The sequence below is a fragment of the Pseudomonas sp. LPB4.O genome, assembly GCF_038383825.1.
GTDB classification, from domain to species: Bacteria; Pseudomonadota; Gammaproteobacteria; order Pseudomonadales; family Pseudomonadaceae; genus Aquipseudomonas; species Aquipseudomonas putida.
The window spans coordinates 4,477,683-4,503,394 of record NZ_CP151298.1 but is presented as its reverse complement, the minus strand read 5'-3'; the positions used below and the strand labels follow the sequence as shown (position 1 = coordinate 4,503,394).

Sequence of the window (25,712 nt, the reverse complement as noted above, 5' to 3'; positions counted from 1 at the left end):
TTTTTTGGGGGAAGTGACAGCATGACGAATTGGGCTTTGATCGCGGGTGGGCGTTGTACCGGGCAACCTTGGCGAGTGCTGGTTGCCGGGTTTTGCCTGGACGATGAGCAGGCCTTCCTGCTGTCCGATGCGCACTGGCAAGAACTACAACGGCAATTGCCGCTGCAGCCCCTGGCGGCCTATGGCCTGAGCAATGGGCTGGTGTTCGAGCGAGCTACCGAAGCCGCCGGAGAGTGCGACGGCGTCTTTCTGATTGCCCACCCTCGTCAAGCCAATGCCTTGTTCGCGTTGCCGTCACAGGTGCGGCGTTATCTGCTGCTACGTTCTTCCGAGCAATTTGGGGCGCTACAGGACGATACCTGCTTCAGCAAGGTTCTGATTCCGGCGAAGGGAGAGCCTGTCAGTACTTCGAGGGTGCACATCGATTACTTGAAACTTCCCGATGCGCCCGGATCCGATGCGCAAGCGTGGCCACTGACGCGAGAAGCTGAAGACCGCGACCATTCCAGGAATTACCATTGTTCGGCGGACTTCTGGCTCTATAAAGTCACCACTGCAATCGCTGATGATGCTGCTGCCGTACGGCAGTTCGAGCCGCTGCTGAGTGTCGTTATTCCGACCTACAACTATGGGCGCTATCTTGCCCAGTGTGTTCAGTCGGTGCTCGATCAGGGTGTGGAGAATATCGAGATCCTGGTGCTGGACAACGCTTCCACGGACGATACCGCCGAGGTAATGGCGGCATTCGCGGGCAACCCGAAAGTGCGATACATCCGTAACCGATACAATTACGGCCCGGGTTACAACTGGCGAAATGGCCTGCGTATCGCGCAGGGGCGTTACTTCACGTTCCTTTCCGCCGACGACTATTTCAATCCGGGCCATCTGTCGCGTCTGTTGCCTACGCTGGAGAGCCAGCCCAACGTGGCGGTTGGCTATACCGGCATTCGCTGGGTCGATGGTTCGGGGCAGGCATTGAACCAGCCTCGTCACCCCGGCTACCGCAATGGCGACTATGTCGGCGGGCGTAATGAAGTCGCTGATCTGCTCATCTACGACAGCTACATGACGCCTTCGGCCGTCATCTACCGGCGTGAGATTTTTTGCCGGGTCTGGAATCCAGGCAACAGCTACGGTGCCGGCGACTGGGAAATGGTCGTGCAGATGGCGGAGCGTTACCCCGATTTCGCCTACGTCGATATGCCGGGTGTCAGCTATCGCTGGCATGGTGCGCAGTATTCGAGCGGGTTTTATGCCTCCAGCGAGCCATTGATGGGGCACCTTGCCATTGTCGAGGGGGTATTCGAGCGCAATGCGCAGCATCATCTTCACGGGCGTGAGCGCGAGGTGGCCGGGCACCTCAAGCGGCGTCTGGATCTGTATCCTGACGAGCAGGGTTCCGAGCTGGGGGCCCGGGCACGCCGGCTTTGCGAGCGCCTGGAAGAACAAGCGCGGCAGCAAGAGCAGGCGTTGTTCTCTGTTATCCTGACAACCTTCAACCGCCCGCAATTGCTCAAGGATGCGCTGAACAGCATTGCGCATCAGTCCTTCAAGGACTTTGACGTCATCCTGGTCAATGACAATGGCGAGCCGGTCGAGTCGCTGCTGGCTGAGTACGATTTCCCGATCACGTACATCCGCCAAGGCCGCAATCGCGGCCCGGCCGCTGCCCGTAATACCGCTTTGCATCTGGCCCGTGGCCGGTATGTCGTTTATCTGGACGATGACGACCTGTACCTGCCTGACCACCTTGAAACACTGGCCAAAGCGCTGGATACCCACCCCGACAGTGTGGTGTACACGGATGCAGTGTTCATTCAGGAAACGATTGCGGCGGGCAAGCGGACCGAGGTGGCGCGTGAACAACGCTATCCACACGAGGCCTACTCCCGGGAGCGTTTGCTGGTAAACAACTACATCCCGATCAACACCTTTGCCTGCCCACGCGCGCTTGCACTTGCCGTGGGCGACTTCGACGAGTCGCTGGCAGGCTTGGAGGATTGGGATTTCCTCATGCGCCTGAGCGCGCGAAGCGCCTTTCATCATGTGCGCAGCGAGACGGTGGAAGTCCGTATGCGGCGGGACGACAATGCACCTGCACGACGCTCCGAGCAGGCACTGAAAGATTACCCAGCGCTTTATCGCGAGTTGTATGCGCGCCATGGCGACGTTGGCAGCGAAGAAGTACAGCGCGGGCGCCAGCAAATGCTGGAGCATCTGGGTGGCAAGCCCAAGGCGTTGACACTGCAAACCTGGCTGGCCGAACGCGTTCCGGATGCCATGCAGAGTCGCCTGATCGAACAGCGTCTGCGCGCCCATCAGGGTGGCCCTGTGATCGGGGTAATCGTGGTGGACGCTGACGGGCGCGCCGATGCATTGAAAGCTTCTCTGCAAAGCCTGGGTAGCGATCACTGCCTTTATTCCACTTTGAAAATTGTGGCGCTGACGCCGGGCGAGGCTCCCGCGACTTCGGCGCAGGACAAGCTGCATTTCGTGCGTCTGACCGATGCCAGCCTGAGCGATCAGCTGAACCAGGCAGCTCAGGCGGGTGAATTTGACTGGTTCATGCTGGTAGACGCGGGGAGTGAGTTCACTGCAAGTGGCTTGCTGATTGCCGCGCTTGACCTGTTGGCGGCGCCGGGCTGTCGGGCCGTCTATGGTGATGAGGGTTTGCGTTCCGATGGGTCAGAAATGGGCGCTGTGCTGCGCCCTGATCTAAACCTTGATCTACTGCTCAGTTTGCCGGCGAGCCTGTCACGCCACTGGCTGTTCAACCGGCAGGTGTGGCTGGAAATGGGCGGCTTCCGCCAGGAGGCGGGCCAGGCATTCGAGCTGGATTACATCCTGCGCCTGATCGAGTCTGCCGGTTTCGAGGGGCTGGGGCATATCAGCGAGCCGTTGTTGGTCTGCGATGCCCCGTCGCTGCGCGACTGCCCGGACGAGCGCGGGGTCATCCAGCGCCATCTGCATGCCCGCGGTTTTGCACAGGCGCGCATCGGGTCTCGTCTGCCCGGGCGTTATGATCTGGACTATGGCGCCCCCGGCGACGCACCGGTCAGCATCCTGATCCTGCTCCAGGGCAACAGCACCGAGCGGGTGCAGCGCTGCATGGAAACCATTCTGGAGAAGACAACCTATCGAAACTACGAGGTGCTGCTGCTGGCGCGTGATAATGCCGGCCCGGCAGTAAACGGCTGGCTCGACAACGTTGCCCGGCTTGGCACCGATGCCATTCGTTGCTTGCGATTCCCTGCCGGCATGGCGCCTGTGCAAATGCGCAACCAGGCCGCCGGGCAGGCCCGTGGTGATTTCCTGCTGTGGCTGGACGAAGGCGCTGCGGTGCTCGATAACGATTGGTTGCAGCAGATGCTCAACCACGGCATGCGCCAGGAAGTCGGCGTGGTGGGGGCCAAACTGGTGGCGGGGGACGCTACCATCAGCCATGCCGGTTTCGTGCTCGGCCTGAATGGCCCTGTTGGCGAAGCTTTTGCCGGTCAGCCGATGGACGCGTCCGGCTATCTGCAGCGCCTGCAAGTGGACCAGAACTATGTCGCCGTGAGCGGCAAGTGCCTGCTGGTGAACAAAAGCCTGTTCCTGGAGGCGGGCGGTTTCGACGAGTCCCCCGAGTTGCAGCGCTGGACGGATGTTGATCTGTGCCTGCGCCTGCACCGTGGCGGCTACCTGAACGTGTGGACGCCGCGTGTTCAGTTGCTGCTAAGTGAGGATGCTGTAACGCCGGCCACCGCCGCAGAAGAAGATGCCTTGTATGACCGCTGGCTGCCTGTACTGGCACGCGACCCGCTCCACAACCCGAACTTCTCGCTGTCTTCCGACAATGGCCTCGGCCTGGCGCCCTCCGGTCTGAGCTGGCGACCGTTGTCGTCCTGGAAACCGCTGCCGACGATCCTCGCCCATGCGGCGGACAGAGGAGGGTGTGGCAACTACCGGGTCATCCAGCCGCTGGATACGCTCAACCGCGAGGGGCTGGCCGAGGGGGTGGTGGCGTGGAATTATCTGGCGCCTGCCGAACTTGAGCGTTATCAGCCGGATAGCATCATCCTGCAGCGCCAGGTTGGCGACGAGCAGATTGAGCATATACGCCGGATGCACGCGTTTTCGCGGGCTTTCAAGGTCTTCGAGCTGGACGACTACCTGCCCAACCTGCCGCTCAAGAGCGTGCACAGGGCGCACATGCCCAAGGACATTCTGCGGTCCATACGTCGCAGTCTTTCCTATGTGGACCGCTTTGTCGTCTCCACGCAGCCGCTGGCCGAGGCCTTCGCCGGCGTACATGGCGATATCCGCGTGGTACCCAACACGCTGGATACCCGCTACTGGAGCGGCCTCAAGGCCCTGCGCCGGCAGTCGCGCAAGCCGCGTGTCGGCTGGGCGGGTGGGGCGAGCCACACGGGCGACCTGGAAGTGATCGCGGACGTGGTCAAGGAATTGGCCAACGAGGTGGAATGGGTGTTCTTCGGCATGTGCCCGGACAAGCTGCGGCCTTATGTTCATGAGTTCCACCCGAGTGTCTCGATTGAGCAATACCCCGCGACGCTGGCCAGGATGAACCTGGACCTGGCCCTGGCGCCGGTCGAGCAGAACCTGTTCAACGAGTGCAAGAGCAACCTGCGTTTGCTGGAGTACGGCGCCTGTGGTTTCCCGGTGATCGCCAGCGACCTGCGTTGCTACCAGGGCTACAGCGATTTGCCGGTCACACTGGTGAAGAACCGTTTCCGAGGCTGGGTAGATGCCATTCGCATGCACATCTCTGATCTGGATGCCACGGCGAAGGCGGGCGATGCACTGCGCAATGCAGTGCTGGGCGGCTGGATGCTCGAAGGCGACAACCTGAGCAACTGGCGCAAGGCCTGGCTGCCGGACTGATACATTGTCGTAGGCCTGGATCGGCCTCTTCGCGGGCTTGCCCGCACCCACAGGTACAGCGCAGGGCTTGACTCCTATGCTGGCCCTGTGGGAGCGGGCAAGCCCGCGAAGAGGCCGGCACAGGCAACACAAATCCCCATCTCCGGCACGGCTATTGCTACACCGCTGGCAACACACCGTTTTTATGACGGTCAGCCACGCGAGAGAGCACGATGCCCCAGGCCGCCCACGTAACCCGAGCCCCCGATCATCAGGGGCAGACCCCGATCGAGCAGGACAGCCACCAGGGTATCGAGCAAGCCTTCGCCCTGTTCAATCAGGTATCCAGCCAACTCAGCCAGTCCTACAGCCTGCTCGAAGCCCGGGTCAGTGAACTCAAAGGCGAGCTGGCCGTGGTCAGTGCCCAGCGCATCGAGGAACTGAGCGAAAAGGAACGCCTGGCCAACCGTCTGCAGAACCTGCTGGACCTGCTGCCTGGCGGGGTGATCGTGATCGATGGCCATGGCCTTGTACGTGAAGCCAACCCGGCTGCCTGCGAACTGCTCGGCGAACCGCTGATCGGCGAGTTATGGCGTCAGGTGATCGCCCGCAGCTTTGCACCACGCAAGGACGATGGCCATGAAATCTCGCTGCGCGACGGCCGCCGGCTGTCCATCGCCACCCGCTCGCTGGATGCCGAACCCGGCCAGCTGGTGCTGCTCAACGACCTGACTGAAACCCGTCGCCTGCAAGACCAACTGGCCCGCCACGAGCGCCTGTCGTCGTTGGGGCGCATGGTCGCCTCGCTGGCGCACCAGATCCGCACGCCGCTGTCGGCCGCCATGCTCTACGCCAGCCACCTCGCTGACAGCGAGCAACAGCTGAGCCCGGAAACCCGCCAGCGCTTCGCCGGTACCTTGAAGGAGCGCCTGCACGAGCTGGAGCACCAGGTGCGTGACATGCTGGTGTTCGCCCGTGGCGAGTTGCCGCTGGGTGATCGGGTTACCCCAAAAGCCCTTTTCCAGGCCCTGCAGCAGGCGGCTCAGGCGCATGTGCAGGGGCACACCGTGCGCTGGCAGTGCGACAGCCATCTGGGTGAGCTGCTGTGCAATCGCGACACCCTGGTCGGCGCCTTGCTCAACCTGATCGAAAATGCCCTGCAGGCCAGCGACGGCCCAGCGCGCTTGAAGGTGCACCTGTTCCGTCGCGAGCGCACCCTGCATCTGTGTGTCAGTGACGCCGGCAGCGGTATCGCCGCCGAGTTGTTGGCGCGCCTTGGCGAGCCGTTTCTCACCACCAAGGCCACTGGCACCGGCCTCGGCCTGGCGGTGGTCAAGGCTGTGGTGCGTGCGCATCAGGGCGCTATCAGCCTGCGCTCGAAGGTGGGCCGAGGCACCTGCGTGCGGGTAGAGCTGCCGTTGATCGACGGGCAATTGGCGGAGGGGGTGTAATGGCAATCAAGGTGCTGCTGGTCGAGGACGACCGCGTATTGCGCCAGGCGCTGGGCGATACCCTGGAAATCGGCGGTTTCGCCTACCAGGCAGTGGGCAGTGCCGAAGAAGCGCTGGAGGCGGTGGTGGATGATGCCTTCAGCCTGGTGGTCAGCGATGTGAACATGCCCGGTATGGACGGGCATCAGTTGTTGAGCCAGTTGCGCCGCCAGCAACCTCAGCTGCCGGTGCTGTTGATGACGGCGCACGCCGCCGTCGAGCGTGCCGTCGAAGCAATGCGCCAAGGTGCTGCCGACTATCTGGTCAAACCGTTCGAGCCAAAGGCGCTGCTCAGCCTGGTCGAGCGGCATGCCGCCGGGCGGGTGTCCGCTGACGAGGGCCCGGTGGCCTGTGAGCCGGCCAGCCGCCAGTTGCTGGAGTTGGCCGCACGCGTGGCGCGCAGTGACTCGACCGTGCTGATTTCTGGTGAGTCGGGCACCGGCAAGGAAGTGCTGGCGCGCTACATTCACCAGCAGTCGCCGAGGGCGGCGCAGCCCTTTGTGGCAATCAACTGCGCGGCCATCCCCGACAACATGCTCGAAGCCACCCTGTTCGGCCATGAAAAGGGTGCCTTCACCGGTGCCATCGCCGCCCAGGCCGGCAAGTTCGAGCAGGCCGAAGGCGGTACCCTGCTGCTCGACGAAATCTCGGAAATGCCAATGGCCTTGCAGGCCAAGCTGCTGCGTGTGCTGCAGGAGCGCGAAGTGGAACGGGTGGGCGGGCGCAAGCCGATCAGCCTGGATATCCGCGTGCTGGCCACGACCAACCGCGACCTGGCCGGCGAAGTAGCGGCCGGGCGCTTCCGTGAAGACCTGTTCTACCGCCTGTCAGTGTTCCCCCTGGCTTGGTGCCCGTTGCGTGAGCGCCCGGGCGACATCCTGCAACTGGCCGAGCGCCTGCTGGCGCGCCATGCGGCCAAGATGAAACACGCCCCGGTACGCCTGTCGCCGCAGGCCCGGGCTTGCCTGCAGGCCTATGCCTGGCCGGGCAACGTGCGTGAACTGGACAACGCGCTTCAGCGGGCGCTGATCCTGCAGCAGGGTGGGGTGATCGAGGCGGCGGATTTTTGTCTGGCAGGCGCCATTCCCTTGTCGGCTGGCACGTCGCCATCACTTGAAGCCACTGCCGAGGCCAGCGGGCTGGGCGATGACATGCGCCGCCATGAGTACCAGATGATCATCGATACCCTGCGCGCCGAGCGCGGTCGGCGCAAAGAGGCGGCCGAGCGCCTGGGCATCAGCCCGCGCACCTTGCGTTACAAGCTGGCGCAGATGCGCGATGCCGGGTTCGACGTCGAGGCCAGCCTGTTCGGCTGACAGGCAAATCATCTGCAACTGGCGCGGACCTCTGTGGGAGCGGCCTTGTGTCGCGAAAGGGGCGCGAAGCCGCTCCCACAGGAATTGTGTGATGCCTGGGAAATTAGTCGCAAAGGCTGGCACCTTTGTTGCTTTACGTAGGCTATTCGCCGCATGAGTGTCAAAAAAATGCGGCCGCAGGAGAGAGAAGGGTCATGAGCCAAGGTGTTGAATTCAATCGTCTGATGCTGGACATGCGGGCCATGCAGGCCGATGCCATGTCGCTGCCCAAGGTCGCCGCCGCCCCCGAGCTGGCGCCGGGGCAGAGTACTTTTGCCGACATGCTTGGCCAGGCCATCGGCAAGGTGCATGAGACCCAGCAGGCATCGACCCAGCTGGCCAATGCCTTCGAGATCGGCAAGAGCGGCGTCGACCTGACCGACGTGATGATCGCTTCGCAAAAGGCCAGTGTGTCGATGCAGGCCATGACCCAGGTACGCAACAAACTGGTACAGGCGTACCAGGACATTATGCAGATGCCGGTTTGAGGACGGAAGTAGACCATGGCTGAAGCAGTCGTCGACAACCCCCCCGCCAAGACGGGCCCGGCAGCGGCCAAGCGCCCGCTGCCAGGTATGTCGTTCCTGGAAAACATCGCGCAGATGCCCATGCTGCGCCAAGTCGGCCTCATGGTCGGCCTGGCGGCCAGCGTGGCAATCGGCTTTGCCGTGGTGCTGTGGTCGCAACAACCCGATTACCGTCCGCTGTACGGCAGCCTGTCGGGCATGGACACCAAGCAGGTCATGGACACCCTGGGTGCTGCTGACATCCCCTATAACGTCGAGCCCAACTCCGGTGCTCTGCTGGTCAAGGCCGACGACCTCTCCCGTGCCCGCCTGAAACTGGCGGCCGCCGGCGTGGCGCCCAGCGATGGCAACGTCGGTTTCGAACTGCTCGACAAGGAGCAGGGGCTGGGCACCAGCCAGTTCATGGAAGCCACTCGCTACCGCCGCAGCCTGGAAGGCGAGCTGGCGCGTACCGTTTCCAGCCTGAACAACGTCAAGGCCGCACGCGTGCACCTGGCCATCCCGAAAAGCTCTGTGTTCGTGCGCGACGACCGCAAGCCTAGCGCCTCGGTACTGGTCGAGCTGTACCCGGGCCGTGCCCTGGAAGCCGGTCAGGTGTCGGCCATCGTCAACCTGGTGGCGACCAGTGTGCCGGAGCTGGACAAATCCCAGGTCACCGTGGTCGACCAGAAAGGTAACTTGCTGTCCGAGCAGCTGCAGGACTCTGCCCTGACTGAGGCCGGCAAGCAGTACGACTACAGCCGCCGTATGGAAAGCATGCTTACCCAGCGCGTGCGCAACATCTTGCAGCCTGTCCTGGGCAATGACCGATACAAGGCCGAAGTGTCCGCCGACCTGGACTTCAGTGCCGTCGAGTCGACTGCCGAGCAGTTCAACCCCGACCAGCCGGCGCTGCGCAGCGAGCAGTCGGTTGACGAGCAACGCGCCAGCACCCAGGGCCCGCAAGGTGTGCCTGGCGCGCTGAGCAACCAGCCGCCAGGCGCCGCTTCGGCACCGCAAACCACCGGTGGCGCCGCTACCCCGGCCGCAGCCATTCAGCCTGGCCAGCCGCTGGTGGATGCGAACGGCCAGCAGATCATGGACCCGGCCACCGGCCAGCCGATGCTCGCACCGTACCCGTCGGACAAACGCCAGCAAAGCACCAAGAACTTCGAGCTGGACCGCTCCATCAGCCACACCCGCCAGCAGCAGGGGCGCATGACCCGCCTGTCGGTGGCAGTGGTGGTAGACGACCAGGTCAAGATCGACCCGGCCACCGGCAACACCAGCCGTGCACCGTGGGCCGCCGAAGACCTGGCGCGCTTCACCCGCCTGGTGCAGGACGCGGTCGGCTTCGACGCCAGCCGTGGTGACAGCGTGACGGTGATCAACGTGCCATTTGCCGCCGACCGTAACGAAGAAATTGCCGATATCGCCTTCTACCAGCAGCCGTGGTTCTGGGACATCGTCAAGCAAGTGCTGGGCGTGGTGTTCATTCTGGTACTGGTGTTCGGCGTGCTGCGGCCGGTGCTCAACAACATCACAGGGGGCGGCAAGCAGGCCGCTTCGGATAGCGACATGGAGCTGGGCGGCATGGTGGGGTTGGATGGCGAACTGGCCAACGACCGCGTCAGCCTGGGTGGCCCGACAAGCATTCTGCTGCCTAGCCCGAGCGAGGGTTACGAGGCACAGCTCAACGCAATCAAAGGCCTGGTGGCCGAAGACCCGGGCCGTGTAGCCCAGGTCGTCAAAGACTGGATCAACGCCGATGAGTGATAACCGAGCCGTTACCGCCAAGCTGAGCCGTGTCGACAAGGCGGCAATCCTGCTGCTTTCGCTGGGCGAGACCGATGCGGCCCAGGTGCTGCGCCACATGGGCCCCAAGGAAGTGCAGCGGGTGGGTGTGGCCATGGCGCAGATGGGTAATGTGCACCGTGACCAGGTCGAGCAGGTAATGAGCGAGTTCGTCGACATTGTCGGCGACCAGACCAGCCTGGGCGTGGGGTCCGATGCCTACATCCGCAAGATGCTCAACCAGGCCCTGGGCGAGGACAAGGCCAATGGCCTGGTCGACCGCATCCTGCTGGGTGGCAACACCAGTGGCCTGGACAGCCTGAAATGGATGGAACCGCGCGCGGTAGCCGACGTGATCCGCTACGAGCACCCGCAGATCCAGGCAATCGTGGTCGCTTACCTCGACCCTGACCAGGCCGGCGAAGTGCTGAGCAACTTCGACCACAAGGTGCGCCTGGACATCGTCTTGCGCGTGTCGTCGCTGAACACCGTGCAGCCGGCGGCGCTGAAAGAGTTGAACCAGATCCTCGAGAAGCAGTTCTCGGGCAACTCCAACGCCGCGCGCACCACCTTGGGCGGCATCAAGCGCGCTGCCGACATCATGAACTTCCTGGACAGCTCCGTGGAAGGTGCACTGATGGATGCGATCCGCGAAGTCGACAGCGACCTGTCGGAACAGATCGAAGACCTGATGTTCGTCTTCAACAACCTGGCCGACGTCGACGACCGTGGCATCCAGGCGCTGCTGCGCGAAGTGTCATCCGACGTGCTGGTGGTGTCGCTCAAGGGCGCCGACGAGCGGGTCAAGGACAAGATTTTCAAGAACATGTCCAAACGTGCCTCCGAACTGCTGCGCGACGACCTGGAGGCCAAGGGGCCGGTGCGGGTCAGCGACGTGGAAACGGCGCAGAAGGAAATCCTCACCATCGCCCGCCGCATGGCCGAGGCCGGCGAGATCGTGCTCGGCGGCAAGGGTGCCGAGGAAATGATCTGATCCATCAGGTCAGGAAAAAATGGTGGGGCTGGTGCGGTCATTGTGGGAGCTGGCTTGCCGGCGATGAGGCCAGCCCAGGCAGAGTCGTTGCATGGCAAGGGCTGCGCCCTTGATCGCCGGCAAGCCAGCTCCCACAAGGCCCTTATGGGTCGAACATGCTTGTTGAGTACTTTAAAACATGTCCAGCAAAGAACATCACCCCAGCGACCTGATCCGCGCCCGCGACCTCGAGGGCGTGGATGTGTGGACGCTGCCCAGCTTCGACCCGGAGCCAGAGCCCGTACCCGAGCCTGAGCCGGAGCCCGAGCCGGTCGAGGAAGAAATCGAGGAAGTGCCGCTGGAAGAAGTCCAGCCGCTCACCCTGGAAGAGCTCGAGGCCATCCGCCAGGAAGCCTACAACGAAGGTTTCGCCACCGGCGAGCGAGAGGGCTTTCACAGCACCCAGCTCAAGGTGCGCCAAGAGGCCGAAGCGGCCCTGAAGGCCAAGCTCGACAGCCTTGAGCAACTGATGGCCAACCTGATGGAGCCGATCGCCGAGCAAGACACCCAGATCGAGAAAACCCTCGTGCACCTTGTGGCGCACATGACTCGCCAGGTGATCGGCCGCGAATTGCACAACGACTCCAGCCAGATTACCCAGGTGCTGCGCGAAGCATTGAAGCTGCTGCCCATGGGCGCGGACAATATCCGCATCCACCTCAACCCGCAGGACTTCGAGCTGGCCAAGGCCCTGCGCGAACGCCACGAGGAAAACTGGCGGTTGCTGGAAGACAGCGCACTGCTACCGGGGGGCTGCCGTATCGAAACTGCCCATAGCCGCATCGATGCGACCATGGAAACGCGCATCGAGAAAACCGTGGCGCAGCTGTTCGACCAGTTGCACGACCATTCCCTGCACCCGGCGGCGCCAGACATGTCGGTAGACCTGGACGCCCCCGTAGAGCGTTCGGTGGAAAGCCCTGATGCACCTTAAGCGCACCAGCTTCGGCAAACGCCTGGGCAGTTATGCCGAGGCCATCGAGCTGCCGTCCCAGCCCATCGTCGAAGGCCGCCTGCTGCGCATGGTCGGGCTCACCCTGGAGGCCGAAGGCCTGCGCGCCGCGGTGGGAAGCCGCTGCCTGGTGATCAACGACGACAGCTACCACCCGGTCCAGGTAGAAGCCGAAGTCATGGGCTTTGCCGGGCCCAAGGTGTTCCTCATGCCCGTCGGCAGCATTGTCGGTATCGCCCCCGGCGCCCGGGTGGTGCCGCTGGATGACGGCGGTCGGCTGCCCATGGGTATGAGCATGCTCGGCCGTGTGCTGGACGGCGCCGGCCGCGCGCTGGATGGCAAGGGCGGGATGAAGGCCGAGGACTGGGTGCCGATGGACGGCCCTGTGATCAACCCGCTCAACCGTGACCCCATCAGCAAGCCGCTGGACGTGGGCATTCGCAGCATCAATGGCCTGCTGACCGTCGGTCGCGGCCAGCGCCTGGGCCTGTTTGCCGGTACTGGCGTAGGTAAGTCGGTGTTGCTGGGCATGATGACCCGCTTCACCGAAGCCGAAATCATCGTGGTTGGCCTGATCGGTGAGCGGGGCCGTGAGGTGAAGGAGTTCATCGAGCACATCCTGGGTGAAGAGGGCCTCAAGCGTTCGGTAGTGGTGGCTTCGCCTGCCGACGATGCGCCGCTGATGCGCCTGCGCGCTGCCATGTATTGCACGCGCATCGCTGAGTACTTCCGCGACAAGGGCAAGAACGTGCTGTTGCTGATGGACTCGCTCACCCGTTTCGCCCAGGCCCAGCGTGAAATTGCCCTGGCCATCGGCGAGCCGCCGGCCACCCGGGGTTACCCGCCGTCTGTATTCGCCAAGCTGCCCAAGCTGGTGGAGCGGGCGGGCAATGGCGAGGCGGGCGGTGGTTCGATTACCGCGTTCTATACCGTGTTGTCCGAAGGTGATGACCAGCAGGACCCGATCGCCGACTCGGCGCGCGGTGTGCTCGACGGCCACTTCGTGCTGTCGCGCCGGCTGGCCGAAGAGGGCCATTACCCGGCCATCGACATCGAAGCCTCGATCAGCCGGGTGATGCCCCAGGTGGTCGATGCCGACCACTTGCGCCAGGCGCAGAAGTTCAAGCAATTGTGGTCGCGCCTGTCGCAAAGCCGCGACCTGATCAGCGTGGGCGCCTATGTGGCCGGCGGCGACCCGGAAACCGACCTGGCCATTGCCTTGCAATCGAAGCTGGTGGAGTTTCTGCGCCAAGGCCTGCAGGAGAATGTGGGCATGGCGCAGAGCCGCGAACAGCTGGGGGCGATCTTCACGCCCCCGGCGGGCTGATAGGCCATGGCGCTGCCCGGACGCGCTGCGCGCCTGGCGCCGGTGGTGGACATGGCCGAGGAAGCCGAGCGCAAGGCAGCCCAGCGCCTGGGGCATTTCCAGCAGCAGGTGGCCACGTCCCAGGCCAAGCTGGCTGAACTCGAACGGTTTCGTGAGGATTACCAGCTGCAGTGGATCAACCGCGGCGGGCAGGGGGTCAATGGCAGCTGGCTGGTCAACTACCAGCGTTTTCTGGGGCAGCTGGAAACGGCCATGACCCAGCAGCGCCAGAGCCTGGTGTGGCACCAGAACAACCTCAACAACGCCCGTGGCACCTGGCAGCAGGCCTATGCCCGGGTAGAGGGTTTGCGCAAGCTGGTGCAGCGCTACATGGACGAAGCCCGGCGCGCCGAAGACAAGCGTGAGCAGCGGTTGCTGGACGAACTGTCGCAGCGCCTGCCCCGCCAAAACCATTTTTAATCCTGTCTTGCACCATCAATCAGGCTACCGCGTGCCCCTGTAGGAGCAGCCTTGTGCTGCGAAGAGGCCATTGCAGCCAAAGATAATCTTTGGCGTTACCGGCCTCTTCGCAGCACAAGGCTGCTCCTACAAGGGGTCGCGTCGCCTGCTGGAACCATGTGCTTGCCACCCATGCCATCGCCTGCTAAACCTTAATGGAGTTGCATCCGCCATCATCGAAGGAATCGCTAGCATGGCAGTCGAGACTGATTTTTCGCAGGAAGGGAAAAAGCTGACGATCAAGATCAAGGGGCGCTTCGATTTCGGCAAACATCAGGAATTTCGTGACGCCTACGAACGCCAGCCCTATCGGCCCGATTCGGTAATCGTCGACCTGAAAGACACCACCTACCTCGACAGTTCCGCGCTCGGCATGCTGCTGTTGCTGAGGGACCATGCGGGCGGCGATGAGTCGGATGTGCGCGTGGTGCATGCCAGCTCCGATGTGCGCAAGATCCTCGCCATCTCCAATTTCGAAAAACTGTTCGACATCAGTTGAGCGCCGACATGCCGCCCCAACAGGCGTTGACCGTGCTGGTCGCCGAAGACGGGGCCGCCGACAGAATGCTGCTGGCGCAGATCGTGCGCCGCCAGGGCCATCAGGTATTCACCGCAGAAAACGGCGAGCAGGCGGTGGCGCTGTTCGTCGAGCGGCGCCCGCAGCTGGTGCTGCTGGATGCGCTGATGCCGGTGATGGATGGCTTCGAGGCGGCGCGGCAGATCAAGGCTCTGGCCGGCGAGGCGCTGGTGCCGATCATTTTCCTGACGTCGCTGAATGAGGAAGAGGGCCTGGTGCGCTGCCTGGAGGCCGGGGGCGATGACTTCATGGCCAAGCCCTACAGTGCGGTGATCCTCGGTGCCAAGATCCGCGCCATGGACCGCCTGCGCCGGCTGCAGGCTACCGTGCTGGAGCAGCGTGACCAGATTACCCGGCACCACCATTACCTGCTCAACGAGCAGCGGGTGGCCAAGGCGGTATTCGACAAGGTGGCCCACTCCGGCTGCCTTTCTTCCCCTAACATCCGCTACCTGCAATCGCCCTATGCGCTGTTCAATGGCGACCTGATGCTGGCCGCGTTCACGCCGGCCGGTGACATGCGTGTGCTGCTTGGCGATTTCACCGGCCATGGTCTGCCAGCGGCGGTAGGGGCGATGCCGCTGGCCGAAGTGTTCTACGGCATGACCGCCAAGGGCTACGGCATGGCGCAGATCCTGCGCGAGATGAACGCCAAGCTCAAACGCATCCTGCCGGTGGACATGTTCTGCTGTGCACTGCTGCTCGACCTCAGTTTGCAGCGCGGTTCGGTCGAGGTGTGGAACGGGGGCATGCCCGATGGCTATCGCCTGTCGGTAAATGGCCATATGCTATCATCACTGAGCTCTCGGCACCTGCCGCTGGGTATCCTGGCTGCAGAGCGTTTCGATGACAGCACTGAAGTGCTGCCGTTGGCACCGGGCGAGCGCTTGTTGCTGTTGTCGGACGGCGTGCTGGACACCGCCGATGACCAGGAACGGTTATTCGGCGTGGAGCGTTTGCGTGCGGTGCTGGCCGACAATCGCGACCCTGCGCAGCTGTTCGATGAAGTCATGCAGGCGCTGGAGCAATTTGGCGGGCACCCGCGTGATGACATCAGCCTGTGCGATATCCGCATGTTCAGCGCTGAGGAGCGGGTGCCGGCGCCGATGATCTACTCTGATAGCGGCCGTTCCAGCCCGCTGGACTGGTCGCTGAGGTTCGAGGTACGTGGTGAGAGCCTCAAGAGCTTCAACCCGGTGCCGTATCTGGTGCAGTTGTTGCAGGAAATTCACGGCCTGCGGGCGCGCACCGGCAGCCTGCACGCAGTGCTCAGCGAGCTGTATTCCAATGCACTGGAGCATGGTGTGCTGGGCCTGGATTCGCAGCTCAAGCGCGATGTGCAGGGGTTCGCCGACTATTATCAGGAGCGCGCCCGGCGGCTGGGTGCGTTGAGCGACGGTTTCGTGCGCATCGACTTCAGGGTTGAACCGCACGCCGAGGGCGGGCGTCTGATGATCGAGGTGCTCGACAGTGGCGTCGGGTTCGATGTGCAGCGTGTGCTGTCGCGGCCGTCGCTGGCGCAGGGCCTGAGCGGGCGTGGCCTGAACCTGATTCAGCGGCTGGCCAGCAATGCCCGCTGGAGCGAAGGCGGGCGTTGCGCACATGTGGAGTTCGTATGGTGAGCCACAGGCTGGCTCGGACATAATCTGGCTTGATCAAGGAGTGAACAAGTGACTGACATGCATATTGACCACAAGGTCCTCAGTGACCTGCGTGAAGTCATGGAGGATGGCTACCTGCAGTTGGTGCAAACCTTTCTCGACGACTCTGAACGGCGCCTGAGCCAGCTGCATGCGGCCAAAAGCGCCGAAGAGCTCGGTGCGGCCGCCCACAGCTTCAGGGGCAGCAGCAGCAACATGGGCGCCGTGGCCTTGGCTTGCCTGTGCCAGCAACTGGAAGACCGTGCGCGGCAGCGCCCGCTGTATGGGATCGAAGACCTGATCAACCGCATCGATCTGGAATATGTCGAGGTGCAGCACTTCTACCGCGATGAGCAGCAGCGTATTTCTGCAGGCTGATGTGTGAGTTGGCGCGAGTCTTGCCTCTCTATGGCTGGATGATCTTTCTGTTCCTGGCGCGGAGACCGCTCAATGCCTGTCGCACCCAACCCTTTGTTGCAAGCCAACGCCATTACCAGCACCTCGCGTTCGGCCACCGCGCAGGCGGATAAACCGCTGCAGGCGCTGGGTGACAAGGGCGACGGCTTTGGCCAGGTGATGGCCAGGCAGGGGCGTGACAAGGCCGCCGGGCAGGATGACAGGGTCGCCTCGGCCAAGCCCAAGGACAAACCTGAGTCGGCAGCGGGTGGCAAGAAAGACCCCGCCGACAAAACTGCGGTTGCCGATGACGGCAATAAATTGCCAGCTGACGACGCTGCCCAGGCCGATACCGGGCTGCGTGATGCCAGCCTGGTGGCCGGCCAGGTCACCGACGCCCAGCCTGGTGCGCAACTGATCCAGGCCCAGGCCGAGGCCGTTGCGCCGGTACTGCAGGCTGCCACGGCGCAGGTTGCTGCGCTGCCCGAAGAACCCGCTGCCGAAGAAGCCTTCGACCCCGATGCCGACCCGTTGGCCAACCTGCCAACCTTGCGCCTGGCCTTGGAGCAGAGCGCCCAGGCCAAGGGTGGCACCTCGGCACATGCGCTGGATCCGTCCCGGGCCCAGGGCGAGGATGGGCAGGCGGCCGTCAATACCTTGGCGAATCTGGTGGACAATAGCGAGGGTGAAGCGGGTGAGTCGAGTGACAAGGCCTTTGGTGCCTTGCTTGAAGATGGCCTGAAAGACACCAAGAGCGCCAGCAGCGACACCCGCATCGATGATTTCGCCAATCGCCTGGCCAGCCTGACCCAGGCGGCCACGGCCAAGACCGCCAACGCCGTGCCGGCCAATGCCAGCCCGTTACACCAGCCATTGCCGATGAACCAGGGTGCCTGGGCCGAGGGCCTGGTCAACCGGGTCATGTACCTGTCCAGCCAGAACCTCAAGTCGGCGGATATCCAGCTGGAGCCGGCGGAGCTGGGCCGCCTGGACATTCGCGTCAATGTTGCGACGGACCAGTCGACCCAGGTCACCTTCATCAGCGGTCACGCTGGTGTGCGTGATGCCCTCGACAGCCAGGTGCACCGCCTGCGCGAACTGTTCGCCCAGCAGGGGCTGGCCCAGCCAGACGTCAACGTGGCCGACCAGTCGCGCGGGCAGCAACAGCAGCAGGGGCAGGCGCAGGGCAGCAACCTGTCCGGGGTGGCGGCGCGGCAGGCGGAGCAGGGCGGGGGCGAGCCCGTCGAAGGCGCCCGGCCTGTGGAGCAGCAGGTGGTTGTTGGCGACAGTGCGGTTGATTACTACGCCTGAAACTCATTCGCCTGTACCGGCCTCTTCGCAGCACAAGGCTGCTCCTACAGGGGAATGCAATCCCTGTAGGAGCAGCCTTGTGCTGCGAAGAAGCCGGCGCAGGCTGTCCAGGCTCATTCTGGCATAACACTTGCTCAAGCCAAGCCATCCACCTTTGAACCCCCGATGGACGACGGATTATTGGCATGGCGAAGAGCGAAACAGTCAAAGACCCCGCCACTAAAGGCAAACTCAAACTGATCCTGCTGGCCGTCGTAGGCCTGTTGCTGGCGATCGGCCTTTCGGTGGGCGCTACCTGGTTCATCATGCACAAGAGCGATTCGGCCCCGGCCGCCGAGCCTGTGGCCGGCAACGTCAAGCCAGCGGCGATCTACGAGGCGCTGACCCCGGCATTTGTGGTGAATTTCAACCAGAATGGCCGCCAGCGCTACATGCAGCTGAGCATCACCATGCAGGCGCGCAACCAGGCTGACCTGGATGCCCTGAAGGTGCACATGCCGGTGATCCGCAACAACCTGGTGATGATGTTCTCCGGGCAAGGTTTCGACACCCTGGCCAGCAGCCCGGTCGGGCAGGAGATGTTGCGCCAGAAGGCTACCGCAGTGGTCCAGGAAGTGGCGCAGAAGGAAGTCGGCAAGCCGGTCATCGACCAATTGCTGTTCACCAATTTCGTATTGCAGTAGGAGTCCGCAATGGCCGTACAGGACCTGCTGTCCCAGGATGAAATCGATGCCCTGTTGCACGGCGTCGACGACGGGCTGGTGCAGACCGAAAGTGCATCCGAGCCTGGCAGTATCAAAAGCTACGACCTGACCAGTCAGGACCGTATCGTACGGGGTCGCATGCCGACCCTGGAAATGATCAACGAGCGCTTCGCCCGTTACACCCGTATCAGCATGTTCAACCTGCTGCGCCGTTCCGCCGACGTGGCCGTGGGTGGCGTACAGGTGATGAAGTTCGGCGAATACGTGCACTCGCTGTACGTGCCGACCAGCCTCAACCTGGTCAAGATCAAGCCGCTGCGCGGCACCTCGCTGTTCATCCTCGATGCCAAACTGGTGTTCAAGCTGGTGGACAACTTCTTCGGTGGCGATGGCCGCCACGCCAAGATCGAAGGCCGCGAATTCACCCCTACCGAGCTGCGCGTGGTGCGCATGGTGCTGGACCAGTGTTTCGTCGACCTGAAGGAAGCCTGGCAGGCAATCATGCCGGTCACCTTCGAGTACATGAACTCCGAGGTCAACCCGGCCATGGCCAACATCGTCGGCCCCAGCGAGGCAGTGGTGGTGTCCACCTTCCACATCGAACTGGACGGTGGCGGCGGCGACCTGCACGTGACCATGCCGTACTCGATGATCGAGCCGGTGCGGGAAATGCTCGATGCCGGGTTCCAGTCCGACCTGGACGACCAGGACGAGCGCTGGGTCAAGGCCCTGCGCGAGGACGTGCTGGATGTGGCCGTGCCACTGACCGCCACGGTCGCTCGCCGCCAGCTGAAACTGCGCGACATCCTGCACATGCAGCCCGGTGATGTGATCCCGGTGGAGCTGCCCGAGCACCTGGTGCTGCGCGCCAACGGTGTGCCGTCGTTCAAGGCGCGGCTGGGTTCGCACAAGGGCAACCTGGCCCTGCAGATCATCGACCCGATCGAACGCCGCTGACGGCGTGCCGGTCGCTCACAACGAATTGAATGCCTGTCGAGGAAACCATGGCTAACGAAAACGAGATCACCTCCGCAGAGGACCAGGCGCTGGCCGATGAGTGGGCTGCGGCCCTTGAGGAAACCGGCTCGGCCGGGCAGGCCGACATCGATGCGCTGCTGGGCGGTGACACCGGCAACGGCGGCGGTGGCCGCATGCCGATGGAAGAGTTCGCCAGCTCGCCGAAGCCGAACGAAAACGTCAGCCTCGAGGGCCCGAACCTGGACGTGATCCTGGACATCCCGGTGAACATCTCCATGGAAGTGGGCAGCACCGAGATCAACATTCGCAACCTGCTGCAACTCAACCAGGGCTCGGTGATCGAGCTGGACCGCCTGGCTGGCGAGCCGCTCGATGTGCTGGTCAATGGCACGCTGATCGCCCATGGCGAAGTGGTGGTGGTCAACGAGAAGTTCGGCATTCGCCTGACCGACGTGATCAGCCCCAGCGAACGTATCAAGAAGCTGCGCTGAGTGAAGGGCACGATGCGCGCCATTGCGGCGTTCGCTGCACTGCTGGCCAGCCAGGCGTGCCTGGCCGCGGCCACGCCCGCGGCGACCCCGGCGACGGCGCCTGGCAGCCTTGGCGGCCAGTTGGCGCAGATGGTCTTCGGCCTGCTGCTGGTGGTGGGCCTGATTTTCTTCCTGGCCTGGGTGCTGCGGCGTATGCAGAGCACGGCGGTGAAGGGCGGGCAGGTGATCGAGATCGTCGGCAGCCGGGCCATCGGCCCGCGTGACCGCCTGCTGCTGGTGCAGGTGGGCAAGGAGCAGATCCTGATTGGCCACACCCCCGGTAGCATCGAGGCCTTGCATGTGCTGGCCGAACCTGTGGAAGTGCCGGCTGGCGCACGTCAGGCAACGCCGGAATTTGCCCAGCGGCTGATGGAGCTGATGGGCAAGGACCCTAAGGACAAGTTGTGATGAGCGGCCCGCTGCGTACGTTGTTGAACTCTTTATTGGGTGTGGCGCTGCTGCTGGCTGCGCCGCTCGCCCTGGCCGCCGACCCGTTGTCGATCCCGGCCATTACCCTGTCCAACGGGGCGGACGGGCAGCAGGAGTATTCGGTCAGCCTGCAGATTCTGCTGATCATGACGGCGCTCAGCTTCATCCCGGCGTTCGTCATCCTGATGACCAGCTTTACCCGCATCATCATCGTGTTCTCGATCCTGCGTCAGGCCCTGGGCCTTCAGCAGACACCGTCCAACCAGATCCTGACCGGCATGGCACTGTTCCTGACCATGTTCATCATGGCGCCGGTGTTCGACCGGGTGAACACGGACGCCCTGCAGCCGTACCTCAAGGAGCAGATGACCGCTCAGCAGGCCATCGACAAGGCCCAGGTTCCGCTCAAGGACTTCATGCTGGCGCAAACCCGGCAAAGCGACCTCGACCTGTTCATGCGCCTTTCAAAGCGCACCGACATTGCCGGCCCCGACCAGGTGCCGCTGACGATCCTGGTGCCGGCATTCGTCACCTCCGAGCTGAAAACCGCGTTCCAGATCGGTTTCATGATCTTCATCCCGTTCCTGATCATCGACATGGTGGTGGCGAGTGTACTGATGGCCATGGGTATGATGATGCTGTCGCCGCTGATTATCTCGCTACCGTTCAAGATCATGCTGTTCGTGCTGGTGGATGGCTGGGCGCTGATCATGGGTACCTTGGCCAGCAGTTTCGGCGGCGTCTGACGCCGTCAAGGAGAGCCGCCGATGACACCTGAAGTAGCTGTCGACCTGTTTCGTGATGCCCTGTGGCTGACCACCCTGATGGTCGCCGTGCTGGTGGTACCGAGCCTGTTGGTGGGCCTGGTGGTTGCGATGTTCCAGGCCGCCACCCAGATCAACGAGCAGACCCTGAGCTTTCTGCCGCGTCTGCTGGTGATGCTGATCACGCTGATCGTCGCCGGGCCATGGCTGGTGCAGAAGTTCATGGAGTACATCACCACCCTCTACACCAACATCCCGCAACTGATCGGTTGACGCGGATATGCTGGAGCTGACCGACGCGCAGATCGGCACTTGGGTTGCCACCTTCATCCTGCCGTTGTTCAGGGTGACTGCGGTGCTGATGACCATGCCGATCCTTGGCACGCGCATGCTGCCGGCGCGGGTGCGCCTGTACGTGGCGGTGGCCATTACCGTGGTGATCGTGCCGGCGCTGCCGCCGTTGCCTGAATTCGACCCGCTGAGCCTGCGCGGCCTGCTGCTGTGCGCCGAACAGATCATTGTCGGTGCGCTGTTCGGCCTGGCCTTGCAGTTGTTGTTCCAGGCTTTCGTGATCGCCGGGCAGGTCGTCGCGGTGCAGATGGGCATGGCCTTCGCCTCGATGGTCGATCCCGCCAACGGCGTTAACGTCACGGTCATCAGCCAGTTCATGACCATGCTGGTGAGCGTGCTGTTCCTGTTGATGAACGGCCACCTGGTGGTGTTCGAGGTGCTGACCGAAAGCTTTACCACCTTGCCGGTGGGCAATGCGCTGGTGGTCAACCAGTTCTGGGAGCTGGCCGGGCGGCTGGGTTGGGTATTTTCTGCCGGCCTGTTGCTGATCCTGCCGGTGATCGCTGCGTTGCTGGTGGTGAACATTGCCTTCGGCGTGATGACCCGCGCCGCGCCGCAGTTGAACATCTTCTCCATTGGTTTTCCGCTGACCCTGGTCATGGGTATGTTCATTTTCTGGGTCGGCCTGGCCGATGTGCTGTCCCACTACCAGGCATTGGCCAGCGAAGCGCTGCAATGGCTGCGTGAACTGGCGAGGGCGCGCTGAGCATGGCAGAAAGCGAGAGCGGTCAGGACAAGACAGAAGACCCCACCGACAAGCGCAAGCGCGATGCCCGCGAGAAAGGTGAGATCGCCCGCTCCAAGGAGCTGAACACGGTGGCGGTGACCCTGGCTGGCGCGGGTGGCCTGCTGGCATTCGGCGGTCATATGGCCGAGACGTTGCTGAGCATCATGCGCATCAACTTCAGCCTGACCCGCGACATCATTGTCGACGAGCGGGCCATGGGCGCCTTCCTGCTGGCCTCGGGCAAGATGGCCATATGGGCGGTGCAGCCGGTGCTGATCCTGCTGTTCGTGATTTCCTTCGTGGCACCTATTGCCCTCAGTGGTTTCCTGTTCTCTGGCAGCCTGCTGCAGCCAAAATTCAGCCGCATGAACCCACTGGCCGGGCTCAAGCGCATGTTCTCGATGCATGGCCTGACCGAGCTGCTCAAGGCGTTGGCCAAGTTTTTCGTGATCCTGGCGGTGGCGGTGGTGGTGCTGATCAACGACCGCCAGGCATTGCTGTCGATTGCCAACGAACCGCTGGAGCAGGCGATCATTCACAGCCTGCAGGTGGTGGGCTGGAGTGCGCTGTGGATGTCGGCCGGGTTGCTGCTGATCGCGGCGGCGGACGTGCCCATCCAGCTGTACCAGACGCACAAGAAAATGAAGATGACCAAGCAGGAAGTGCGCGACGAGTACAAGGACAGCGAGGGCAAGCCAGAGGTCAAGCAACGCATTCGCCAGCTGCAGCGCGAGATGTCGCAGCGGCGCATGATGGCGGCGGTGCCGCAGGCCGATGTGATCATCACCAACCCGACGCATTATGCGGTGGCCCTGCAGTACGATCCGGAGAAGGGCGGGGCGGCACCGTTGCTGCTGGCCAAGGGTACCGACTTCATGGCCTTGAAGATTCGGGAGATTGGCGTGGAGCACAAGATCCAGATCCTCGAATCGCCGGCGCTGGCGCGGGCGATCTACTACTCCACCGAGCCAGAGCAGGAGATCCCCGCCGGCTTGTACCTGGCCGTGGCGCAGGTGCTGGCCTATGTGTTCCAGATTCGCCAGTACCGCGCTGGCAGGGGCAAGCGGCCAGAGCCGTTGAAAGAAGACCTGCCGATCCCGCCGGACCTGCGCCGCGACAGTTGACCTCTTGTTATCCTTAAAGGCGGCGCGGTGCCTGTAGGAGCAGCCTTGTGCTGCGAAGAGGCCGGTAAGGCTGAAGTTGATCTTCGCTTGCAATGGCATCTTCGCAGCAAAAGGCTGCTCCTACAAAAACAGCATCCTCTCCCGTGCAAAGTTGGAAGGCTTCTTGCAAAGCCACGCCCAGGCGCCCCCTGGGCGTCAAAGTTTTGCATCAAGAGGACTCGCGGTGGATCGCACTCAGTTAATCAGCAACGCCCGCAACAACCTGGCCGGTCTCGGTCGGGGCAACCTGGGCGTGCCGCTGCTACTGCTGGTGATGTTGGCAATGATGATGTTGCCGATACCGCCGTTCCTGCTCGACGTGTTCTTCACCTTCAACATCGCCCTGTCGATCGTCGTGCTGCTGGTCTGCGTGTACGCCCTGCGCCCGTTGGACTTTGCCGCCTTCCCCACCATCCTGCTGGTGGCCACGCTGCTGCGCCTGGCCCTGAACGTGGCGTCCACCCGTGTGGTCATGCTGCATGGCCAGGAGGGCCACGGCGCTGCCGGCAAGGTGATCCAGGCCTTCGGCGAGGTGGTGATCGGCGGCAACTACGTGGTCGGTGGCGTGGTGTTTGCCATCCTCATGATCATCAACTTCGTGGTGGTGACCAAGGGTGCCGGGCGTATTTCCGAGGTAAGCGCGCGTTTCACCCTCGATGCCATGCCCGGCAAGCAGATGGCCATCGATGCCGACCTCAACGCCGGCTTGATCGACCAGGCCCAGGCCAAGCACCGCCGTGCCGAAGTGGCGCAAGAGGCGGAGTTCTACGGCTCGATGGACGGTGCCAGCAAGTTCGTCCGCGGTGATGCCATTGCCGGCCTGCTGATCCTGTTCATCAACCTGATCGGCGGCATGCTGATCGGCATGCTGCAGCACGGCATGAGCTTCGGCGATGCCGGCAAGGTATACGCCCTGCTGACCATCGGTGACGGTTTGGTGGCGCAATTGCCATCACTGCTGCTGTCCACCGCCGCCGCGATCATGGTCACCCGCGCCTCGGGCTCCGAGGACATGGGCAAGCTGATCAACCGGCAGATGTTCGATTCGCCCAAGGCCCTGGCGGTGTCCGGCGGGCTGATGATCGTCATGGGGCTGGTGCCGGGCATGCCGCACGTGGCCTTCCTCAGCCTTGGCCTGCTGGCCTGCGGCGGCGCCTACCTGGTGTGGAAGAAGCAGAACAAGGTGAAGCTGGATGCGCTACAAGAGGCGCAGCGCCAGCAAGACCTGTTGCCCTCGCCGCAGCGTGCGCTTGATACCAAGGAGCTGGGCTGGGACGACGTGACGCCCATCGACATGATCGGCCTGGAAGTCGGTTACCGGCTGATCCCGCTGGTCGACCGCAACCAGGGCGGCCAGTTGCTGGCGCGGATCAAGGGTGTGCGCAAGAAGCTGTCCCAGGACCTGGGTTTCCTCATGCCCACCGTGCACATTCGTGACAACCTCGACCTGCAGCCCAGCGCCTATCGCCTGACCCTGATGGGGGTGATCCTGGCCGAAGCGGAGATTTACCCGGACCGGGAGCTGGCGATCAACCCCGGGCAAGTGTTCGGCACCCTGAACGGCATTGCCGCGCGCGACCCGGCGTTTGGCCTGGAGGCGGTGTGGATCGACGTCGGCCAGCGTTCCCAGGCGCAGTCGCTGGGCTACACCGTGGTCGACGCAAGCACCGTGGTGGCCACCCACCTCAACCAGATCCTGCAGAAGCACTGCCATGAGCTGATTGGCCACGAAGAGGTTCAGCAACTGCTGCAGGTGCTGTCCAAGGCATCGCCTAAACTTGCAGAAGAGCTGGTGCCGGGTGTCATTTCCTTGTCGGGCCTGCTCAAGGTGCTGCAAGCGCTGTTGTCGGAACAGGTGCCGGTGCGCGATATTCGCAGTATTGCCGAAGCCATCGCGAACAACGCCGGCAAGAGTCAAGATACCGCCGCGCTGGTGGCGGTGGTGCGCGTCGGATTGTGTCGCGCCATCGTGCAAAGCATTGTCGGCGTTGAGTCGGAGCTGCCAGTGATTACCCTGGAACCAAGGTTGGAACAGATTTTGCTCAATAGTCTGCAAAGGGCCGGGCAGGGTCAGGAAGATGGTGTTCTTCTGGAACCGAGCATGGCCGAGAAGCTGCAACGTTCGCTGATCGAAGCGGCCCAGCGCCAGGAAATGCAGGGCCAGCCGGCCATCCTGCTGGTCGCCGGCCCGATCCGCGCCATGCTGTCGCGTTTCGGTCGCCTGGCTGTACCGAATTTGCATGTTCTGGCGTATCAGGAAATACCGGACAACAAGCAAGTCACCATCGTTGCCACCGTGGGCCCTAACGGCTGAGGTAGTGGAT

22 protein-coding genes are annotated in these 25,712 nt (G+C 63.1%); all 22 read left to right on the top strand.

The window, feature by feature from the left end; genetic code table 11:
• Nucleotides 1–21 precede the first annotated feature (21 nt).
• The 22 genes from MRBLPB4O_RS20415 to flhA all read left to right on the top strand — a co-directional run bounded on the left by MRBLPB4O_RS20415 (nt 22) and on the right by flhA (nt 25,702).
• Complete coding sequence (locus tag MRBLPB4O_RS20415) at nt 22–4,884, top strand: glycosyltransferase (RefSeq protein WP_341796429.1); 4,863 nt, start codon at nt 22–24, stop codon at nt 4,882–4,884.
• A 212-nt stretch (nt 4,885–5,096) separates the two neighbouring features.
• Nucleotides 5,097–6,314: an ATP-binding protein gene (locus MRBLPB4O_RS20410; protein ID WP_341796428.1), complete on the top strand. Its 1,218-nt coding sequence runs from the start codon at nt 5,097–5,099 to the stop codon at nt 6,312–6,314.
• The gene (locus MRBLPB4O_RS20405; protein WP_341796427.1) at nt 6,314–7,669 is read left to right on the top strand and encodes a sigma-54 dependent transcriptional regulator; all 1,356 of its coding nucleotides are present in this window, start codon (nt 6,314–6,316) and stop codon (nt 7,667–7,669) included. Before MRBLPB4O_RS20410 ends, MRBLPB4O_RS20405 begins: the two co-directional genes overlap by 1 nt.
• Before the next feature lie 194 nt (nt 7,670–7,863).
• Nucleotides 7,864–8,196 (top strand): flagellar hook-basal body complex protein FliE, encoded by a 333-nt coding sequence (gene fliE / locus MRBLPB4O_RS20400; protein ID WP_341796426.1) that lies wholly within the window; start codon nt 7,864–7,866, stop codon nt 8,194–8,196.
• 15 nt (nt 8,197–8,211) lie between these two features.
• Nucleotides 8,212–9,990: a flagellar basal-body MS-ring/collar protein FliF gene (fliF, locus tag MRBLPB4O_RS20395; RefSeq protein ID WP_341796425.1), complete on the top strand. Its 1,779-nt coding sequence runs from the start codon at nt 8,212–8,214 to the stop codon at nt 9,988–9,990.
• Entirely contained in the window at nt 9,983–11,002 is a 1,020-nt protein-coding gene (gene fliG, locus MRBLPB4O_RS20390) for a flagellar motor switch protein FliG (protein ID WP_016488432.1), read from the top strand. Before fliF ends, fliG begins: the two co-directional genes overlap by 8 nt.
• A gap of 178 nt (nt 11,003–11,180) precedes the next feature.
• On the top strand, nt 11,181–11,975 hold the full coding sequence (gene fliH, locus MRBLPB4O_RS20385) for a flagellar assembly protein FliH (protein ID WP_341796424.1): 795 nt from the start codon (nt 11,181–11,183) through the stop codon (nt 11,973–11,975).
• Entirely contained in the window at nt 11,965–13,320 is a 1,356-nt protein-coding gene (gene fliI / locus MRBLPB4O_RS20380; protein WP_059394792.1) for a flagellar protein export ATPase FliI, read from the top strand. The genes fliH and fliI overlap by 11 nt, the downstream gene beginning before the upstream one ends.
• Before the next feature lie 6 nt (nt 13,321–13,326).
• On the top strand, nt 13,327–13,779 hold the full coding sequence (gene fliJ / locus MRBLPB4O_RS20375) for a flagellar export protein FliJ (protein ID WP_016498552.1): 453 nt from the start codon (nt 13,327–13,329) through the stop codon (nt 13,777–13,779).
• Nucleotides 13,780–14,011: 232 nt separating this feature from the next.
• Nucleotides 14,012–14,317 carry an STAS domain-containing protein gene (locus tag MRBLPB4O_RS20370; protein WP_016488428.1) on the top strand — a complete coding sequence of 102 codons (306 nt, stop codon included), beginning with the start codon at nt 14,012–14,014 and terminating at the stop codon, nt 14,315–14,317.
• An 8-nt stretch (nt 14,318–14,325) separates the two neighbouring features.
• Nucleotides 14,326–16,017: a fused response regulator/phosphatase gene (locus tag MRBLPB4O_RS20365; RefSeq protein ID WP_341796423.1), complete on the top strand. Its 1,692-nt coding sequence runs from the start codon at nt 14,326–14,328 to the stop codon at nt 16,015–16,017.
• Between the two features lie 48 nt (nt 16,018–16,065).
• Nucleotides 16,066–16,413, top strand: a complete 348-nt coding sequence (locus tag MRBLPB4O_RS20360; protein WP_341796422.1) for an Hpt domain-containing protein — start codon at nt 16,066–16,068, stop codon at nt 16,411–16,413.
• 72 nt (nt 16,414–16,485) lie between these two features.
• On the top strand, nt 16,486–17,742 hold the full coding sequence (locus MRBLPB4O_RS20355; RefSeq protein ID WP_341796421.1) for a flagellar hook-length control protein FliK: 1,257 nt from the start codon (nt 16,486–16,488) through the stop codon (nt 17,740–17,742).
• A 185-nt stretch (nt 17,743–17,927) separates the two neighbouring features.
• Nucleotides 17,928–18,425 (top strand): flagellar basal body-associated protein FliL, encoded by a 498-nt coding sequence (gene fliL / locus MRBLPB4O_RS20350; protein WP_341796420.1) that lies wholly within the window; start codon nt 17,928–17,930, stop codon nt 18,423–18,425.
• 9 nt (nt 18,426–18,434) lie between these two features.
• Nucleotides 18,435–19,403, top strand: a complete 969-nt coding sequence (gene fliM, locus MRBLPB4O_RS20345; RefSeq protein WP_013973595.1) for a flagellar motor switch protein FliM — start codon at nt 18,435–18,437, stop codon at nt 19,401–19,403.
• A 47-nt stretch (nt 19,404–19,450) separates the two neighbouring features.
• A complete protein-coding gene (gene fliN, locus MRBLPB4O_RS20340) occupies nt 19,451–19,915 on the top strand; it encodes a flagellar motor switch protein FliN (protein ID WP_341796419.1) in 465 nt (154 codons plus the stop codon).
• 12 nt (nt 19,916–19,927) lie between these two features.
• Complete coding sequence (fliO, locus tag MRBLPB4O_RS20335) at nt 19,928–20,362, top strand: flagellar biosynthetic protein FliO (protein ID WP_264360260.1); 435 nt, start codon at nt 19,928–19,930, stop codon at nt 20,360–20,362.
• Entirely contained in the window at nt 20,362–21,129 is a 768-nt protein-coding gene (fliP, locus tag MRBLPB4O_RS20330; RefSeq protein ID WP_341796418.1) for a flagellar type III secretion system pore protein FliP, read from the top strand. Before fliO ends, fliP begins: the two co-directional genes overlap by 1 nt.
• A gap of 21 nt (nt 21,130–21,150) precedes the next feature.
• Nucleotides 21,151–21,420 carry a flagellar biosynthesis protein FliQ gene (gene fliQ, locus MRBLPB4O_RS20325; protein WP_012273497.1) on the top strand — a complete coding sequence of 90 codons (270 nt, stop codon included), beginning with the start codon at nt 21,151–21,153 and terminating at the stop codon, nt 21,418–21,420.
• Between the two features lie 7 nt (nt 21,421–21,427).
• Nucleotides 21,428–22,204: a flagellar biosynthetic protein FliR gene (gene fliR / locus MRBLPB4O_RS20320; RefSeq protein ID WP_016498561.1), complete on the top strand. Its 777-nt coding sequence runs from the start codon at nt 21,428–21,430 to the stop codon at nt 22,202–22,204.
• Between the two features lie 2 nt (nt 22,205–22,206).
• Nucleotides 22,207–23,349, top strand: coding sequence for a flagellar biosynthesis protein FlhB (gene flhB / locus MRBLPB4O_RS20315; RefSeq protein ID WP_016498562.1), 1,143 nt, complete (start codon nt 22,207–22,209; stop codon nt 23,347–23,349).
• Nucleotides 23,350–23,572: 223 nt separating this feature from the next.
• Nucleotides 23,573–25,702: a flagellar biosynthesis protein FlhA gene (gene flhA, locus MRBLPB4O_RS20310; protein WP_341796417.1), complete on the top strand. Its 2,130-nt coding sequence runs from the start codon at nt 23,573–23,575 to the stop codon at nt 25,700–25,702.
• The last annotated feature ends 10 nt before the right edge of the window (nt 25,703–25,712 follow it).

Bases quoted from the DNA above. Each gene is read 5' to 3' on its own strand.
- MRBLPB4O_RS20415 (WP_341796429.1), top strand. From the start codon at position 22: ATGACGAATTGGGCTTTGATCGCGGGTGGGCGTTGTACCGGGCAACCT.
- MRBLPB4O_RS20410 (WP_341796428.1), top strand. From the start codon at position 5,097: ATGCCCCAGGCCGCCCACGTAACCCGAGCCCCCGATCATCAGGGGCAG.
- MRBLPB4O_RS20405 (WP_341796427.1), top strand. From the start codon at position 6,314: ATGGCAATCAAGGTGCTGCTGGTCGAGGACGACCGCGTATTGCGCCAG.
- fliE (WP_341796426.1), top strand. From the start codon at position 7,864: ATGAGCCAAGGTGTTGAATTCAATCGTCTGATGCTGGACATGCGGGCC.
- fliF (WP_341796425.1), top strand. From the start codon at position 8,212: ATGGCTGAAGCAGTCGTCGACAACCCCCCCGCCAAGACGGGCCCGGCA.
- fliG (WP_016488432.1), top strand. From the start codon at position 9,983: ATGAGTGATAACCGAGCCGTTACCGCCAAGCTGAGCCGTGTCGACAAG.
- fliH (WP_341796424.1), top strand. From the start codon at position 11,181: ATGTCCAGCAAAGAACATCACCCCAGCGACCTGATCCGCGCCCGCGAC.
- fliI (WP_059394792.1), top strand. From the start codon at position 11,965: ATGCACCTTAAGCGCACCAGCTTCGGCAAACGCCTGGGCAGTTATGCC.
- fliJ (WP_016498552.1), top strand. From the start codon at position 13,327: ATGGCGCTGCCCGGACGCGCTGCGCGCCTGGCGCCGGTGGTGGACATG.
- MRBLPB4O_RS20370 (WP_016488428.1), top strand. From the start codon at position 14,012: ATGGCAGTCGAGACTGATTTTTCGCAGGAAGGGAAAAAGCTGACGATC.
- MRBLPB4O_RS20365 (WP_341796423.1), top strand. From the start codon at position 14,326: ATGCCGCCCCAACAGGCGTTGACCGTGCTGGTCGCCGAAGACGGGGCC.
- MRBLPB4O_RS20355 (WP_341796421.1), top strand. From the start codon at position 16,486: ATGCCTGTCGCACCCAACCCTTTGTTGCAAGCCAACGCCATTACCAGC.
- fliL (WP_341796420.1), top strand. From the start codon at position 17,928: ATGGCGAAGAGCGAAACAGTCAAAGACCCCGCCACTAAAGGCAAACTC.
- fliM (WP_013973595.1), top strand. From the start codon at position 18,435: ATGGCCGTACAGGACCTGCTGTCCCAGGATGAAATCGATGCCCTGTTG.
- fliN (WP_341796419.1), top strand. From the start codon at position 19,451: ATGGCTAACGAAAACGAGATCACCTCCGCAGAGGACCAGGCGCTGGCC.
- fliO (WP_264360260.1), top strand. From the start codon at position 19,928: ATGCGCGCCATTGCGGCGTTCGCTGCACTGCTGGCCAGCCAGGCGTGC.
- fliP (WP_341796418.1), top strand. From the start codon at position 20,362: ATGAGCGGCCCGCTGCGTACGTTGTTGAACTCTTTATTGGGTGTGGCG.
- fliQ (WP_012273497.1), top strand. From the start codon at position 21,151: ATGACACCTGAAGTAGCTGTCGACCTGTTTCGTGATGCCCTGTGGCTG.
- fliR (WP_016498561.1), top strand. From the start codon at position 21,428: ATGCTGGAGCTGACCGACGCGCAGATCGGCACTTGGGTTGCCACCTTC.
- flhB (WP_016498562.1), top strand. From the start codon at position 22,207: ATGGCAGAAAGCGAGAGCGGTCAGGACAAGACAGAAGACCCCACCGAC.